16 protein-coding genes are annotated in these 17,182 nt (G+C 33.0%); 2 read left to right on the top strand and 14 right to left on the bottom strand.

The features are described from left to right. Positions 1-109: 109 nt before the first annotated feature. The 6 genes from Q9Q97_RS14580 to gcvP all read right to left on the bottom strand — a co-directional run bounded on the left by Q9Q97_RS14580 (position 110) and on the right by gcvP (position 8,004). Positions 110-871 (bottom strand): ABC transporter ATP-binding protein, encoded by a 762-nt coding sequence (locus Q9Q97_RS14580; protein WP_306158338.1) that lies wholly within the window; start codon positions 869-871, stop codon positions 110-112. After that, positions 871-1,617: an ABC transporter permease gene (locus Q9Q97_RS14575; RefSeq protein WP_012022541.1), complete on the bottom strand. Its 747-nt coding sequence runs from the start codon at positions 1,615-1,617 to the stop codon at positions 871-873. Before Q9Q97_RS14575 ends, Q9Q97_RS14580 begins: the two co-directional genes overlap by 1 nt. Before the next feature lie 79 nt (positions 1,618-1,696). After that, a complete protein-coding gene (locus Q9Q97_RS14570; protein WP_306158335.1) occupies positions 1,697-2,545 on the bottom strand; it encodes a glycosyltransferase family 2 protein in 849 nt (282 codons plus the stop codon). Between the two features lie 128 nt (positions 2,546-2,673). After that, positions 2,674-3,201: a methyltransferase gene (locus Q9Q97_RS14565; protein ID WP_306158333.1), complete on the bottom strand. Its 528-nt coding sequence runs from the start codon at positions 3,199-3,201 to the stop codon at positions 2,674-2,676. A gap of 268 nt (positions 3,202-3,469) precedes the next feature. Continuing rightward, positions 3,470-4,528 (bottom strand): 3-oxoacyl-ACP synthase III family protein, encoded by a 1,059-nt coding sequence (locus tag Q9Q97_RS14560; RefSeq protein ID WP_306158330.1) that lies wholly within the window; start codon positions 4,526-4,528, stop codon positions 3,470-3,472. A 626-nt stretch (positions 4,529-5,154) separates the two neighbouring features. Next, the gene (gene gcvP / locus Q9Q97_RS14555; protein ID WP_306158328.1) at positions 5,155-8,004 is read right to left on the bottom strand and encodes an aminomethyl-transferring glycine dehydrogenase; all 2,850 of its coding nucleotides are present in this window, start codon (positions 8,002-8,004) and stop codon (positions 5,155-5,157) included. A 197-nt stretch (positions 8,005-8,201) separates the two neighbouring features. Here gcvP and Q9Q97_RS14550 point away from each other — a divergent pair, with 197 nt between their 5' ends. Then, the gene (locus Q9Q97_RS14550) at positions 8,202-9,014 is read left to right on the top strand and encodes a hypothetical protein (RefSeq protein ID WP_306158326.1); all 813 of its coding nucleotides are present in this window, start codon (positions 8,202-8,204) and stop codon (positions 9,012-9,014) included. Between the two features lie 352 nt (positions 9,015-9,366). Here the strand turns inward: Q9Q97_RS14550 and Q9Q97_RS14545 are convergent, their stop codons facing one another. The 6 genes from Q9Q97_RS14545 to Q9Q97_RS14520 all read right to left on the bottom strand — a co-directional run bounded on the left by Q9Q97_RS14545 (position 9,367) and on the right by Q9Q97_RS14520 (position 13,787). Then, the gene (locus Q9Q97_RS14545; protein ID WP_306158324.1) at positions 9,367-9,762 is read right to left on the bottom strand and encodes a DUF1090 family protein; all 396 of its coding nucleotides are present in this window, start codon (positions 9,760-9,762) and stop codon (positions 9,367-9,369) included. Positions 9,763-9,831: 69 nt separating this feature from the next. Next, entirely contained in the window at positions 9,832-10,287 is a 456-nt protein-coding gene (locus Q9Q97_RS14540; protein WP_306158322.1) for an SRPBCC family protein, read from the bottom strand. A gap of 333 nt (positions 10,288-10,620) precedes the next feature. Beyond that, positions 10,621-11,526 carry a TIGR01777 family oxidoreductase gene (locus Q9Q97_RS14535; protein ID WP_306158320.1) on the bottom strand — a complete coding sequence of 302 codons (906 nt, stop codon included), beginning with the start codon at positions 11,524-11,526 and terminating at the stop codon, positions 10,621-10,623. Between the two features lie 98 nt (positions 11,527-11,624). Next, the gene (locus tag Q9Q97_RS14530) at positions 11,625-12,443 is read right to left on the bottom strand and encodes a hypothetical protein (protein WP_306158318.1); all 819 of its coding nucleotides are present in this window, start codon (positions 12,441-12,443) and stop codon (positions 11,625-11,627) included. Between the two features lie 30 nt (positions 12,444-12,473). Further along, complete coding sequence (locus Q9Q97_RS14525; RefSeq protein ID WP_306158316.1) at positions 12,474-13,211, bottom strand: YqjF family protein; 738 nt, start codon at positions 13,209-13,211, stop codon at positions 12,474-12,476. A gap of 72 nt (positions 13,212-13,283) precedes the next feature. Beyond that, a complete protein-coding gene (locus tag Q9Q97_RS14520) occupies positions 13,284-13,787 on the bottom strand; it encodes a GbsR/MarR family transcriptional regulator (RefSeq protein WP_306158315.1) in 504 nt (167 codons plus the stop codon). Positions 13,788-13,925: 138 nt separating this feature from the next. Here Q9Q97_RS14520 and Q9Q97_RS14515 point away from each other — a divergent pair, with 138 nt between their 5' ends. Then, complete coding sequence (locus Q9Q97_RS14515; protein ID WP_306158313.1) at positions 13,926-15,188, top strand: sodium:proton antiporter; 1,263 nt, start codon at positions 13,926-13,928, stop codon at positions 15,186-15,188. A 129-nt stretch (positions 15,189-15,317) separates the two neighbouring features. Here the strand turns inward: Q9Q97_RS14515 and Q9Q97_RS14510 are convergent, their stop codons facing one another. Both Q9Q97_RS14510 and Q9Q97_RS14505 read right to left on the bottom strand, forming a co-directional pair. Beyond that, positions 15,318-16,379 (bottom strand): hypothetical protein, encoded by a 1,062-nt coding sequence (locus Q9Q97_RS14510; RefSeq protein ID WP_306158311.1) that lies wholly within the window; start codon positions 16,377-16,379, stop codon positions 15,318-15,320. Positions 16,380-16,397: 18 nt separating this feature from the next. Beyond that, a complete protein-coding gene (locus Q9Q97_RS14505) occupies positions 16,398-17,057 on the bottom strand; it encodes a vancomycin high temperature exclusion protein (RefSeq protein WP_306158310.1) in 660 nt (219 codons plus the stop codon). Positions 17,058-17,182: the final 125 nt, after the last annotated feature.

The raw sequence follows: 17,182 nt of genomic DNA, 5'->3' as shown, positions 1-17,182 counted from the left end.
TTAAAATCCCAAATTCCAAAAATTGGGATAAATATTTAAAAGTAAAAATCCAAATCCCAATTGTAAAAGTTGGAATTTGGATTTTTTTTATTGAAATTTTAAAAACCTTTTAACCTTTCAAATAAGCTTCTCTCACTTTCTTGAAAAGGTTTGAAGAATAAACAAATTTAACTACTGCCTCATTCTCGGTTGTAAAGATTTCCTCTTTAGTTCCTTGCCAAGCTTTTAATCCTTTCTTTAAGAAAACAATATTTTCTCCAATTTCCATTACGGAGTTCATATCGTGAGTATTGATCACAGTTGTAATATTATATTCTCTCGTAATTTCCTGAATAAGGTTGTCAATCAAAGTAGAAGTGTTCGGGTCAAGACCAGAGTTTGGCTCATCGCAAAACAAATACTTCGGATTATTTACAATCGCGCGGGCAATAGCCACACGTTTCTGCATCCCTCCCGAAATTTCAGAAGGTAATTTTTTATGCGCATCAATTAGATTTACTCTTTCTAAAACAAAATCAACACGTTCTTTAATTTGTGCCTTATTGTTATTAGTAAACATTTTTAACGGGAAAGCCACATTTTCTTCAACAGTCATCGAGTCAAACAAAGCACTTCCCTGAAATACCATTCCGATTTCAGTTCTCAAGTCACGTTTTTCATCTTTATCTAAATCAGAATAAACTCTTCCGTCAAATTCAATTGTTCCTGCGTCTGGGGTGTGAATTCCTAACAACGTTTTTAATAAAACCGTTTTTCCAGATCCACTTTGTCCGATAATCAAATTGGTTTTTCCAGTTTCAAAAACGGTCGAAACGCCCTTTAAAACTTTACTGTCGCCAAATGATTTTTCTATATTTTTTACTTCTATCATTATCCTAATAATAATTGAGTTAATATATAATTTAGAAGAATGATAGTTACAGATGTCCATACAAACGATGTTGTACTTGCTTTACCAACTTCTAATGCGCCACCTTTCATGTAATAACCGTGAAAAGACGGAATTGTTGCCAATAACATTGCAAAGATTAAGGTTTTGATAAAGGCATAAGTAATATGGAAGGGAATGAAATCTTTCTGAGCTCCCATAATAAAATCTGCTCCTGTTGAAAATCCTCCGTAAGCACAAGCAAGCCATCCTCCAAAAATTCCTAAAAACATACTAATCCCAATTACAAAAGGGTACATTAATAAAGCTATAATTTTTGGAAAAACAAGATAGTTTACTGAGTTAACTCCCATAACTTCTAAAGCATCGATCTGTTCTGTAACACGCATTGTTCCAATACTTGACGTAATGTAAGATCCCATTTTTCCAGCCATAATTACCGAAATAAAAGTAGGGGCAAACTCCAAAACTACAGATTGACGCGTAGCAAAACCAATTAAATATTTAGGGATTAAAGGGTTTGTTAAGTTTAGGGCTGTTTGAATGGCTACAACCCCTCCGATGAAGAAAGAGATAAAGCAGACAATTCCAAGTGAGTCAATAATTAAGTCATCAATTTCTTTGAAAATTAAATTTTTCATAACAGGCCATTTAGTCTGTTTATTGAAAATTTCTTTCAGCATTAAAAAATATTTTCCTATTTGGGATAAATAACGAATTAGCATCATAAGTTTTGAAATATTTGCTAAATTAAGGATTAGTTTACAGTTTACCGTTTCGGTCGGCAGTTTTTTAATTTTTTTAAGATTAGAAAATCTTTTCCTTGATTTTTTTCAAACGGTAATTTCTAATAAATTTAGCTTGTTCTGAGGTAACTAATAAAGGTGTTTTGGCATTTTTTGCTTTCCAAAACCCTCTAATATAATCTAAAAATAAAAAGGGTTTTTTCTTCATCATTGCCAATTTTGCAGAGGCAATCGCTGTGATCCAAAAACCGTAACCTAAAGTATAAAAAGCTTCGCCTTGTTTGTAACGAGCTGTTTTGTTGTAGTTGGCGCCAGTTGGTTTTAAGTGTTTTACATGTAAAGATTCATCGGTAACAATTTTCCAGTCGTAATATTTACAAAGTAATTCGTCAACCGTGTCCCAACCCATTGCAGGACGTAAACCGCCAATTTGCTGAAAAGTTTCTTTTCGGTAAGCTTTTAGAGCACCGCGAATATGATCTTTATCGGTAAGGTTTTCTAAAATCCAATCACCATTTTTTTCGATGTAGCAAAATCCGCCAGCCATTCCAACTCTCGAATCTGATTCGAAATGTTTGATAATGGTTTCGAAATAATTTGGCGGAAAAATTAAATCGCCGTCTATTTTTACAATAATATCATAATTAGAATCCAAAGTTTCAAACCCTTTCTGAAATGCTTGAATTACTTTGCTTCCAGGAAGATGGATAGCATCTGAAGTTTTGTTTACAACAGAAATATAAGGATTGTCTTTTGCAAAACCTAAAACCACATCTTCAGTTTTATCAGTCGAATTGTCATTTACCACCACAATTTTTGAAGGCAGAACGGTTTGCGAAACCAAAGACTCTAAAGTCAAGCCAATAAGGTTTTCTTCGTTGTGAGCGGGAATGACGATGTAATATTTCATATTAAATTCCAAATTTTTAAAAATTCCAAATTCCAATTCTTGAGAATAAATCCCAATTTCTTAAAATTCCAAATTCCAATTAAATACAATTCAATTGGAATTTGGAATTTAAATATTGGAATTTGCCTTTAGGCTTTTATTTTTTCCGCAACAACAAGATAATATCTCGGAGTGAAGTATCTTAATAAAGGTCTCAATCCAAACTTTTTTACTGGATGGGTAAATTGAATACGGTCGGTTATTTTCCAGCCAGTTTTTTCAAGAAGCCAATCCAACTGCCAGTCTTCAAACTCGTGGTAATGTCTGTCCCACATGTCTGTTTTTGAGCGATATGCTGGTGAAAACCATAAGCGCAACGGAATTGAAATTAGCAATTTATCACATTTTACATTCTGTAAAATAGTATACGGATTTAGTAAATGTTCGAAAATTTCAAATGCAGTAAAAACGGTATAATCTTCTGTTTGTAAAGCGGTTTGATCGTTGTCTAAATCTTCGCCTTTTGTATTTTTTACGGTATACCCATTTTCTTCCATTATTTTAGAAAATGGATTTGGGACACCAAAATCAAAAATGGTTTCTGATATGCTAACGTGCTTTTGTAAAAACTCTAAGGTAAGTTTGAATCTTTTATTCGGAAATGTTTTTTCGTACATTATATGTGCTTTTTAACAACAAGGCGCAAATATACAAAGTTATCTGCTGTTTTGCGTTTTTTAAATAGAATTGAATATATAAGTTTTGCTAAGTTTTTTAAAGGTAATCTCGCAATCCCGATAGCTATCGGGAGCGAAGTCGCAAAGTTTTAATAAAAAAATAAACCATATAAGTTATATAAGTTCAATTAAGTAAAAACTTAAAATACCTTACATTACTTATATGGTTTAAAAAACTTTGCGCCTTCGCGTCTTTGCGAGATTTTTTTTAGTATCTATAAACGAAAGCATTTACATTCATTCCTGCTCCAACTGAAGCAAAAATGACAACGTCGCCTTTATTGATTTCGTGATTTTCTATTTCTCCTTTTAATATTAAATCGAAAAGAGTTGGTACGGTTGCTACGCTGCTGTTTCCTAAATCATGAATACTCATTGGCATAATATCTTTAGGCGCAGTTTTATCGTAGAGTTTGTAGAAACGTTCAATAATAGCTTCGTCCATTTTTTCGTTAGCCTGATGAATAAGAATCTTTTTCACTTCATCGATTCCGATTCCGCTTTTATCAAGACAGCTTTTCATGGCGCAAGGAACTTGGCTTAATGCAAACTCATAAATTTTACGGCCGTACATTTTAATGTACTTAATATCTGGATCTAAATCTGGATTATATGATTTTCCGAAGAAAAGGAAATTAGCTTCTTCGTTAGCAAAAGTGGCGCTTTCGTAAGAAAGTAAACCTGCTTCGTCTTTAGAAAGTTCCAAAACAGAAGCTCCGGCACCGTCAGAATAAATCATAGAGTCGCGATCGTGGTCGTCTACCACTCTTGATAAAGTTTCGGCTCCAATAACTAAAACTCTATTTGCCATTCCTGATTTTATGAAAGCATTTGCCTGTAGAACCCCTTCAATCCAACCTGGACATCCAAAAAGAATATCATAGGCCACACATTTTGGGTTTTTTATAGCTAATTTATTTTTAACTCTCGTTGCTAAACTTGGAAGTATATCAGTTTGATTGGTTCCAGTTTTAACATCACCAAAATTGTGAGCAAAAATAATATAGTCTAAAGTTTCTTTATCGATGTTCGCATTTTCTATTGCTTTTTCGGCAGCAAAAAAAGCCAAATCGGAAGCATTATATTGATCTTCTGCATAACGACGGTTTTCGATTCCCGTAATTCCTTTAAATTTTTTGATTACAACTTCATTCGGGTAAGCAAAAGGAGATCCATCTTCATTTAAAAAAACATGATCGCCAAAGTCAGTATTGCTGACTGATTTAGTTGGAATGTAACTTCCTGTTCCAATTATTTTAATTTTCATTATTCCCAGTTTATCCGATAAATTTAGCGCTAATGTATAAATAATATTATGATAACTATCATAAAAAATAGTATGCATGCATATAATTATGAAATAACAAATTTTTGCAGGATATATTGTGTTTCTTCTAATGATTTTTTAATTTTTCCTAGATTTCAAACGATTGAAGGAAACCTGTAGAACAAAATATTTTTACGGTTATTTTTATTTTAGAGATGTAATTTCACAAAAGTCTAACAAAAAGTTATGTTTTAATATATCGGAATCTTCTTTATTGTTTTGATCGCGTGAGGGATAGGAGCATGCTACCGAAGTAGCGCGGATAGCCCGACCGCGTTATAGTAAGTGGGCTAATAAGCGCAAAGTATTTTTGCCCACTTACTATAACGGGGGCACGCCCAGATTATTTTAGATTTTAGATTTTAGATTTTAGATTTTAGATTTTAGATTGTGGAATTTGGAATTTGGAATTTGGAATTTTGAAGATGGATTTTTTTGCGCAATTAAACCTGTCAGGTTTAACTCCGCACCAGAACTTGAAACTTGAAACCTGAAACAAAATTAAAAACAAAACCCGACAGGTTTTAAAATCTGTCGGGTTCTAAATATTTAGAGAAAACTAATTTTTAGCTTTCCATGTAAGCCTCAATAGGAGCACAGCTGCAAACTAAATTTCTGTCTCCGTAAGCGTCATCTACACGACGAACAGATGGCCAGAATTTATTTTCAGCGATGTAATCTAATGGGTAAGCTGCTTTTTCTCTTGTATAAGGGAAATCCCAGTTATCAGTAGTTAACATGGCTAAAGTATGCGGAGCATTTTTCAATACGTTGTTTTTATCATCAGCAGTTGCTGCTTCAATCTCTTTTCTGATAGAAATTAATGCATCACAAAAACGATCTAATTCTGCTAAATCTTCAGATTCTGTAGGCTCGATCATTAAAGTTCCAGCAACTGGGAAAGAAACTGTTGGAGCGTGGAAACCGTAATCCATTAAACGTTTTGCGATATCACCAACTTCGATTCCGTTTTCTTTGAATGCGCGGCAATCTAAAATCATTTCGTGCGCCGCTCTTCCGCATTCTCCTGTGTAAAGAATAGGGTAGTGACCTTCGAAACGCGCTTTCATATAGTTAGCGTTTAAGATTGCATGCTCAGTAGCACTTTTTAATCCTTCAGCACCCATCATCGTGATGTAACCGTAAGAAATTAAACAAACTAAAGCAGAACCGTAAGGTGCAGATGAAATAGCAGTAATTGCCTGCTCGCCACCAACATTTAAGATTGGGTTTGTTGGCAAGAACGGAACTAATTTTTCGTTCACACAAATTGGTCCAACTCCAGGTCCACCACCACCGTGAGGAATAGCGAAAGTTTTGTGTAAGTTTAAGTGACAAACGTCAGCACCAATTGTAGCAGGATTTGTTAATCCAACTTGTGCGTTCATGTTTGCACCGTCCATATAAACTAATCCGCCGTTATCGTGGATTAATTTTGTGATTTCATTAATTGAAGATTCGAAAACTCCGTGAGTAGAAGGATATGTTACCATCAAACAAGATAAATCATCTTTGTGTTCAATTGCTTTTTCTCTTAAATCTTCTACGTCAATATTTCCTTCTGGAGTCGTTTTTGTAACGATGATTTTCATTCCAGCCATCGCTGCAGAAGCAGGATTTGTTCCGTGAGCAGATGATGGAATCAAACATACATTACGGTGACCTTCGTTTCTAGACATGTGGTAAGCGCGAATCGCCATTAAACCAGCATATTCTCCTTGAGCTCCAGAGTTTGGCTGTAAAGTTGTTCCTGCAAAACCAGTAATTACATTTAACTGTTGCTCTAATTTTTTAAGCATTGTAAGGTAACCTTCAACTTGATCAACTGGTGCAAACGGGTGAATGCTGTTCCAGTTTGGCATAGATAAAGGCAACATTTCTGAAGCTGCGTTTAATTTCATTGTACAAGAACCTAATGAAATCATTGAGTGATTCAATGATAAATCTTTACGCTCTAATTTTTTGATGTAACGCATTAACTGACTTTCTGAATGATGATTGTTGAAAACATCATGCGTTAAGAAAGAAGATGTTCTTTCTAAAGAAGCTGGCAATTGACTTGCTGCGCTTAATTCAGAAACGGTAAAAGTTTCTTTTCCTAAAGCCTCAGCAAAAATCGAAATGATTTCATTGATGTCTGCAACTGCAGTTGTTTCGTTAAATGAAATCGAAACACTATCAGCATCAGGATAGAAGAAGTTTACTTTGTTTTTTTCTGCAACAGCTTTTACTTTTTGAGCATCTGCTTTTACTAAAATAGTATCAAAGTAAGCCGTGTTAGTTTGGTAAACTCCTAATTTATTTAAAGCTTCCGCAGCAGTAACTGCAGATGCGTGAACTTTGTTTGCAATATATTTCAAACCTTTTGGTCCGTGGTAAACTGCGTACATTCCGGCCATAACAGCCAATAAAACCTGAGCAGTACAAATGTTTGAGGTCGCTTTTTCACGTTTAATGTGCTGTTCGCGAGTTCCTAAAGCCATACGTAAAGCACGATTTCCGTTCACATCAATCGAAACTCCGATGATACGACCCGGCATAGAACGTTTGTACTCATCTTTAGTTGCGAAATATGCAGCGTGAGGACCACCGTAACCCATTGGTACACCAAAACGCTGTGTAGTTCCAACAACAACTGCAGCTCCCATTTCTCCTGGAGAAGTTAATGTCGCCAATGATAAAATATCAGCAGCAAAGGCAACTTTGATTTCGTTTTCTTTTGCTTTAGCAACAAAAGCACTGTAATCGTTTACCTGACCGTATTTTCCCGGATATTGTAAAATTGCTCCGAAAAACTCTGTAGAAAAATCAAAGTTTTCGTGGTTTCCAACAACCAATTCAATTCCGATTGGAGTTGAACGCGTTTGAAGTACAGATAAAGTTTGTGGTAAAATTTCTTCAGAAACGAAGAATTTGTGTGTATTATTTTTCTTTTGGTCACGAGTACGAACGTCAAATAATAACGCCATAGCTTCAGCAGCTGCAGTTCCTTCATCCAATAAAGAAGCGTTTGCGATTTCCATTCCCGTTAATTCGATAACCGTAGTTTGGAAATTTAAAATAGCTTCTAAACGACCTTGAGCAATTTCTGCCTGATAAGGAGTGTAAGCTGTATACCATCCTGGGTTTTCAAAAATATTTCTTTGAATTGGAGCCGGAACAATAGTTGGGTGATACCCTAAACCAATGTATGATTTAAATGTTCTATTTTTCTTTCCTAAGTCGCGAATATGATTTGCATATTCGAATTCTGTCATGGCAGGTTCTAAATTCAAAGGTGCTTTTAGACGAATATCATCTGGAAGTGTTTCATAAACCAGTTGTTCAATAGAGTCAACTCCAATAGTCTTCAACATAAATGGAAGATCGGTTTCTCTTGGGCCAATGTGTCTTAAAGCAAAAGCATCTGTTCTCATTTGTAGCTATCTAAATTTTTTAGTCAATGCCATCAGCCTCAGTTTTGTGGGGCAAATAACATTTCAAAGTAAATGTGTTGTTTTTTTGTGGCGCAAAATTAAGTATTATTAATAATTTAATAGGTATTTTTAACTTCAATTTTTATCAATTTTATAACTAAAGAGTTGATTTGTTACTAATTGATTAGATTTGAGCTATGAAACTTTTAAAACAGATATTAAATTTTTATTTAAACAGCAGTATTCACGTGGCTTTGTCGTGTTTCGCTTTGGTGCATATTACTTTCCATGTATTTCATATTCAATATGATGAGCCGATGGCACTTTTTGTTTTTTTCGGAACAATTGTAGGATATAATTTCGTAAAATATGATGCCCTAGTTCGAGTGAAGAAAAATCCAATCGGAACACAGCTCAAAATTATCGCTGTTTTGAGTTTTATTTCGGTGATTTTAGTCGGCTATTATTTTTTTCAATTAAAGCGAATCACCCAAATTGTTTCGTTCGGAATCTTTGCCATAACCGCACTTTATACCTTACCTTTTTTTCCGAACAGAAGAAATGCCCGAAACTGGGCTGGAGTAAAAATCTACATTGTTGCCATCTGTTGGGTTGGCGCTACTTTGGTTTTACCTTTTATAAATGCCGAAATTCCGTTTACAGCAGATTTCTTTATCAAATGCCTGCAGCGTTTTGTTTTAGTTTTTGTACTTATTTTGGTTTTCGAAATTTTAGACCTCGCCAATGACGATCCGCATTTGCAAACCGTTCCGCAGACAATTGGCGTTCAAAAAACAAAATATTTAGGCTTTGCACTTCTTGTTCCGTTTTGGTTTTTAGAAGTTTTTATTTCAACATTCAATTATCACGATGCCATTATCAATTTGATTATGGTCATAACCCTAATGCTATTTATCGCTTTTGCCAACCCAAACAGATCCAAATATTATACTTCTTTTTGGGTAGAAGCCGTGCCAATTTTCTGGTGGTTGATGATTGTTTATTTTTAAGAGTAAATTTATTTTGGGCGTGCCCCCGATCTGGTAAGCGGGCAAACATTCTTTGCGCTTATTCGCCCGCTTACCAGATCGCGGTCGGGCTATCCGCTCCGCTGCGGCGGATTGCTACTATCCCTCACGCAAACGTGAAACGAGAAAATTCATTTTCAAGAGAAATAAATCAATTGCCTCCAGCTTTAGCTGGTGGAATAATATAAGACAAAAAAATCTTGGCTTTAGCCCAACTTAATTAGTTAGGCTAAAGCCAAAATGGAATACTTTTCATACCTCCAGCTAAAGCTGGAGGCAATTAATAATATATTTTAATTCTGCCAAATCCGCTAAATCTGCGAGAGGTAAAAAATCATTTCGTTTTCTGTTCCGCCAAAGCCTTATTCAAATCAGCTTTTGCTTCATTTAGTTTCTTTCTTTTTTTGTCGATCTTTTCTTTGCTTTCATTGTCTTTAATAGCTTCATTCAAATCGGCTGTTCTTTCATTAACTTTCTGCTGTTTCTCTTTTACTTTCTTGTCAAGATCTTTATTTACAGATTTAGTCGTGCAATTTTTCTTCGTCTGCGCAATAGCATCTTCAACTCCTTTAATCTGATTTTGATTTCCTGCTTTTTTAGCCGCAGCCAATTTTGTGTTCAATTCGCATAATTTTCTTTCGCAACCTTTTAAAGTCGTACAATTGCTTTGAGAAAATCCGATGAACGAAATTGAAAAAAGAAGTGCTGATAATAAGAATTTTAATTTCATAAGTATATTTTTAAAAGGTTTAATTATATCATTTTAAATTCATGATACTTTAAAAGTAAGAAATTTATTTTAATTCTGATTCTCAGAGACCTTTTTCAAAATCGTATTTCTTTCCAGAAGAAAATAAACTAAGTGCTTTTTCAAAAAGAAAATATCAAATAACCTGCCACAAATTCCAAACGGAGTTTCATATTGCAATTGGTCTTTCATAATTGTAAACCCATTTTCTTCTTCAAAAAAATGTTCATGTTTGAAAGATTTAAAATGACCTTCTTCCATTTCGTCAACAAAATAATCGTAAAAATTCATCGCAGTAATTCGGCTTTTGTGCTGTAAATAAAATCCGAAATGTTTGCCGCGCCAAGTTACCATTTCATCCAAATTAATTAAACCCGAAGTTATTCCCGCAATTGCTTTTTCTTTTGACTTACTGGCAGATTGCTGATGAACATCAATATTTCTTGAGGCGTCAAATACGGTTTCTATTGGCGCTTTTATTTTTGTTGTTAAGTTAATTATAGTCATAATTGTTGAGGTTTGACTTTGTCAAAGTTTGGAACTTTGACAAAGTTTTTGCACAATCTTGTCATTTCGACGAAGGAGACCCGAGCGATAGCGAACAGGCGAAGCAAATCACACTCGTAAATCGACAAAGATTGGCGACATTCAGAACGGAATTTCTAGTGCGATTTGCTTCGCCTGTTCGCTATCGCTCGGGTCTCCTTCGTCGAAATGACAAATCGCTGCGGATTTTGATTGTGTCCCCACGGTTGAAACCGTGGGCTATGCTGAAATAAGAAAAAATTAGAATTTAAAAACATAGCCCACGATTTCAATCGTGGGAAACGTATTGAAATATTACAATAAATCTCGAAAAGCCTCGTCAATATTTTCATATTTGAACATAAATCCACTATCCAAAAGACGTTTCGGAACTACGTTTCTACTTTTCAAAACCAATTCAGTTTCCGTTCGAATAAAAAAAGAACCAATTTCTAAAAGCGTTTTACTTAAAGGAATTCCAAACGGAAAATCAACTGCTTTTCTTAGCTTTTGCATAAAAGCCGCATTTCGAATAGGTTTTGGAGAAACAATATTAATTTTTCCAGTCAATTCTTTTTCGATAATAAAATCAACCGCACGAGCAAAATCTTCTTCATGAATCCAGCTCACAAATTGATTGCCATTTCCTTGTTTTCCGCCAAAACCAATTTTTGCCAAAGTTTTTAGCGGAATCAAAGCCCCACCGTTTTTTCCTAAAACAATAGAAGTTCGTAAAGCGGTTTTTAAAGTTTTTGGCGTTTCGGTTTTAAAAAATGCTTTTTCCCAAGACAAAGCAACATTTATAGAAAAATCATTCCCGATTTCGCCGTCAATTTCATCCATTTCTTTGTCTAATGAAAAACGATAAATCGTAGCCGTAGAAGAATTCAGCCAATGCTTCGGTGGATTTTGACATTTTAAAACCGCTTCGTTCAAGATTTTGGTACTTTTAATTCTTGACCATAAGATCTCTTGCTTGTTCTTTTTGGTGTAACGGCAGTCAACCGATTTTCCGACAAGATTAATTAAAACGTCGGCATTTTCTAATTCTTTTTCCCAAACAGAAAAATATTTGGCATTCCAGTTTACGTATTTAATTCCGTCAACGGTTTTAGATTTTCCGCGTGTAAGAATTACAATTTCGTTAAATCTATTTTTGAAATGATTTACTAAAACCTGCCCTAAAAATCCGGTTCCGGCTGCTATGATAAGTTTACTCATTTTGTATAGCTTTTTGTTTGCCACGAATTACACTAATTGCACTAATTTTTTTTAAATTTTAATTCGTGAAAATTCGTGTAATTTGTGGCAAAACTTTTTTAATTTAAAATCAGAATTAAAGCGATAAATCGATAAAGAATCCAAGTGAAAGTTAAGTAAAATGGAAGTTTTAAAATTTTAATTCTTCGAGAATGTTCCAAAAACATAATGAAAACCGTTACGCCAAACCAACCTAAAATCATCATTTGTGGAAGATTAATGAATAGGCTTAAAATTAAAATCGGACTTAATATTAAACTTCCCATCAACGAAACCGTCATTAAATTTCCTGTATAATTAATGATCATTTGTTTGTCCAATTTAAAAAGAAACAGACTTTGAAAAACAATTTGCCCAAAAGCCAAAATAAATTCTCTCGTAATAGTGCTTTTTGGGAAATTCAGAATCAGATTAGAATAGCCGAATAAAATAAAAGTAGTCACAACCAAAGCAAAACCAATAAACAGAAAACGATATTTATAATTGAAATCGGGCGTGCATTGCAATTTGTTTTCTTCTTTTACATTTCCTGGAATAATTACTTTTCGATTGTAAGAAACGAAAGAATACATTTTTTTGAGGATGAAATGAATTGGTTTTAGGTTTGAAATTTTTTCAATCAACGGAAAAGAAAATCCAACCACTTTTATCAAACTATCGATTCCGTAAATGACCGTTTTCGTTTTGTTGTTGACTAAAGCAATTTCGTTTGGAGCGCGATTCAGATCTACAAAACTCTGTTCTTCAGCAGATAATTCACAATATGATTTTCTGCCGTTTTGATCTAGCATTCCACTTTTCACAAAACCTGTTGTGTATAAATTGCAAAGCGGACAATCTTGATCGTAAAGTAAAGTTTGGTTTTCGAGCGTTTTCATAATTTTTGGTTTTTTGGATTAAAAAATGGCTTAGTTCATTTCTTCTAAAACAGGCATTATTTGCAATTTCCTTTTATTCTTAACTCCGATTTTAGAACCTTTTGCAAAAAAAACAGAAGTTGGGTTTAAGTTTTGAAGAAATTCAAAATCGTCTCCGTATGTTTTTCTAAAATCAATATCAACATAATGATTTAGAACTTCCAGTTGTTCCCAACGCGGATGTGTAACTTCATATTCAAAAGTAGTTTCACCGCTGATTTTTGTATATCCAAAATAATGTTCAGTGATGAATTCCGCTTCAGAATCAACTTTAATTTCTATTGGATTTTTTTCAGTTTCTAACTGAATTGTATTCCATTTTTTACCGTTTTTCCATTGATAGACAAAAGTATTTGTGCTTTCATTTTCGAAGATTCCGTGTTTCATTTTTCGAGTTTCATAATGTTCCTGATACAAAGTATTCGCAATAAAAGTGATTGCTTTTTTAGGAACAATTTCTTTAATGAAAACTACGCCGCGTTTCCATTCTCCATTTTCAAAACGCTTCACATAAAATCTCAGATTCACTTCTTCAAAATTGATATGAAAAGGAACTTTCAATCCTAAAACTTTTGTCTCTTTAAAAAGAAATCCGACTAAACTCACATAACATTTGCCATTCCAGATATCAATCTCAGTTCCTGCGGGAAGATATTTTTCTAGAATTTCACGATCAACCTCATAATTGAACAAGGCTAAATTTTTCCATTTTGCGTTTAAAAAATTCATATCAATTGCTTTTAAATTTTGAACTTTCAGAAAAAATTGAAAGTTTGAATTAAAATTTTTTACTTCTGAGTTTTACTTCATCATTTTTATAACCAGTTTTCCCAACCAATTATCATTTAGTTCTGTCATTTTATCCAAAACATTATCTGCTTTTAAAACAAAATCATACAGTTTGGAAGTCTGGTCAACAAAGTGTTTTTCTTCCGAAGAATCTTTGGCTTCAATTGTCGAAACCTCTTTTAAGATTTTAAGCGCAGGCTTAATTTCTCTTTTGCTTCTTTCTCTCGAAATTTTTACGGCTAATTCGTCTAAATCCTTTTCAGCTGTAAAAAACTCTTTTCTTTCTCCCGCTTTAAACTCTTTGTAAACAATTCCCCAATCCATTAAGGCACGAAGGTTCATGCTTGCGTTTCCTCGCGAAATTTGTAATTCTTCCATAATGTCTTCCATAGAAACCGCTTCGTTAGAGACCATTAATAAAGCATGGATCTGTGCCATGGTTTTATTAATGCCCCATTGAGAACCTAAAGCTCCCCAAGTCTGAATGAATTTATTTTTTGCTTCTTTGAATTCCATAGTTCAAATGTAGGCAAAAGTTTTTAAACTTTCAAAAATAATTGAAACATATTTAACAAATTGTAAAGTTATGTTAATTCAACCCACGAAATTTTTGATTAAATAATGATACAGCTATTTTTGTAAAAATCACATTTTATGGAATTATACTACACTTTTTCGGTGCTTATTGTATTAGCATCTTTCTTCGCCTATTTAAATTTAAGATTTTTAAAACTTCCTGGAACAATCGGAATTATGATTATTGCGATGCTTGTTTCTGTCGGAATTCGTCTTTTGGGAGATTCTTATTTTCCGGCAACCACCAAACATTTTTTTGAATTAATAAAACAATTTGATTTCAACGAAATCTTGATGGGCGCCATGTTAAACTTTCTTTTGTTTGCAGGCGCACTACATGTGAATATGGCTGATCTTAAAGAGCAAAAAGTACCGATTATGATTTATTCTACGGTAAGTGTCGTGCTTTCTGCTTTAATTATTTCGATGCTTCTATTTTATATAGCGCCACTTTTCGGAATTCAAATTCCCTACATATTTTGCTTAGTTTTCGGGACATTAATTTCTCCAACCGATCCAATTGTGGTTTTGGGAGTTTTAAAAGAAGCTAAAGTTCCTAAAAGAATCGAAACTAAAATCGTGGGCGAATCTTTGTTTAATGATGGAGTAGCGGTAGTAATGTTTGCTGTTGTTTTAAAAATGGCAACAGATCCGACATTTGATGCAACTTTTAGCTCGATTACCTGGTTGTTTATAAAAGAAGGAATTGGCGGACTTCTATTAGGAGCCGTTTTTGGATTCACAGCTTCTAAGGTTATGAAGAAAATTGACGATTATAAAGTTTCAGTTTTAATAACGCTTTCTATTGTAACAGGAGGGTTCTTAGTAGCTCAAAGTTTGCACGTTTCGAGTCCGCTTGCAATGGTAGTTTCTGGATTAATTATCGGAAATTATGGCAAAAAAGTGGCGATGAGTGAAGTCACAAAAGATTACTTAGGTAAATTCTGGGAACTTATAGATGAGATTCTAAATGCTGTTTTATTCCTTTTTATTGGTTTCGAATTGTTATTGCTTCCAGACTTGAACAAACAATTATTAACAGGTTTTGTGGCTATTTTTATAGTACTGTTTTCACGACTTACCTCTATAGTTTTACCATGGAAATTCTTCGACATTTTCAAGTTCTTCGGAATTAGATCGGCTTACAACAAAGGTTCTTTAATGGTTTTGGTTTGGGGAGGAATTCGCGGTGGAGTTTCTATTGCTTTAGTACTTTCGATGCCAGAAAGTGAATACAAAAACTTATTGCTAGAAATAACGTATATCGTCGTTTTATTCTCAATTGTGGTACAGGGACTAACTGTTGGAAAACTGGCTAAACGAGTTTTAGAGAAGGAATAAAGAATCGGATGTTTTTATCTTTTAAAAAGAATAGAAATCTTGCAGAATTGTTTAAAATTCTATTCTTTTTTTCGACAATCTTAATGGGCTTGAAATAAGGAATAAATATTTTTACTGTAATAGGTGGAATCATTCATTAAAGAACGAGGGATGCTTTTCATTTATTAAATGTTGTAAATAATTATAAGAACAATAGTATTGAAAATCATTGCCGATATTATTTTCCATATTTTCTAGTTCTATTATGATTTCTTTATCGAATGAAAATCTTTCTTTAAAGTAGTTAATTCCAAAAATAGGATGATTGCTATATAGTTTTCCAAACGTATAATTACTTGGTAAATCTATATATTTATATTCAATAACATTTTCTTTTTTTCTAAGATATGTTTTATTTATAGTATTTATATTTTCAATCAAACTGCATTTAAGATTGCTTAAAAATAACTTTAAGTTATAATTGTATCTCAATGCTTTGTCTTTTAAATTATATGTTTTTAGTATATTTTCTCGGCTGAATACAATATCAGATTTGAAATAAAAATTAAAGTTTTTACTTATTTCTTCAATTAAAATTTCAAATGTTGTAGTGTGTATATTTTCGAGAATTAAATTAAGCTGTTTTTTAAATTCAGTAAAAAGTCTTTTTATTTTGTTTAAAATTAATTCGAAATTTTTATCTAAAAGTTTTATATGATTTTCAATTATTTCATTTGTTTGGTATTCTTTTGCTTGAAACTTAAAATTATTATTTTGGGCATATTTTAAATATACAATTTTATTTCTTGAAGTTTCATATCCAAAAAGGCAAAAGGATTTTAAAGTCCTATTTTGAAATCTACTAATAGGGTGACCAATTAATTCATTTCTTAATTCTCTATTTGTATTTGATGTTATATCATGGCTAAAGCCAAATGATTTGTTTAATTCGATTACTAAATCTTGCTGTAAATAAATTACTTGTAGGAGTCCAATTGAATTTAAAAAATCATTATTTAATGAAGAGGGAGATTTGTCATTAAGATAATTAGTTATAATTGGTAATGTGTCATGAAAATAACCAAATATTACACCAACATAATTTGTTTTTGATTCATCGTCAAAATTTAATTTTTCTCTAAAAAAGTCATATTCCCAAATATAATTTCTCCAAACACTTTCAATTAGATGTAGTTTTTCAATTGTGTTCATAAATTTTCGGACTTTTTTTTATCTTTTATCGTCTTTAGAATAATTCGACTCTCCATTAATATTAATTTCTCCGCCTAGAAAATGAGGTTCGCGATTTCTAAGAACATCCAGAAATGATTTAAATCTAGAAAGATATTCTCTAAATGTTACATATTTATAACCTAAATATTCTCCTCTGTTGGCAGAATATCCCGCCGATTTTATTCCCAGACTTCTTCCAATGTAAATTGCTCGATTTAAATGATATTCCTGCGAAATTAAAGTTGCTTTTCTGATTTTGAAAATATGTTTTGCGCGGTACATTGTAGAGTACGTGTCAAATCCAGCATAATCGATAAAGATTTTTGTGGTGTCAACACCATTTCTGTAACAGTAATTTTTCATCACGGTTAATTCATCATATTCTTCACGACCGTTATCTCCCGAAAGTAAAATTTTATTGATACGTTTTGCTTTCCAAAGCATGATTCCTGCGTCAAGACGATCTTTTAAATATTTACTAGGCTGATCTCCGTTAATTCCTGCGCCAAAAATAATTCCGACATCATTCTTTGGGAATTTCTTTATCGAATAATGAATGTATTTTTTAGTTGATGAGGTGATGTGATAGTTTACAGAAAGGATTGTAATTATTCCGATAATGGCGAGGTAAAGAAAGATTTTGAAATATTTTTTCACGGCTTATTTTGTAAGATTAAGATTTAAAATGCGAAGATAGCTAAATTTACTTTTGACAAAATACAATAAAAAAACCGAAGCGTAAAACTTCGGTTCTAGTATTTGAATCTCAAAGAAGCTTAGCA

This window comes from Flavobacterium sp. DG2-3, from assembly GCF_030730925.1.
Taxonomy (GTDB): domain Bacteria; phylum Bacteroidota; class Bacteroidia; order Flavobacteriales; family Flavobacteriaceae; genus Flavobacterium.
Note: the sequence above shows the minus strand (reverse complement) of the source record. Positions and strands in the feature narration are given on the sequence as shown.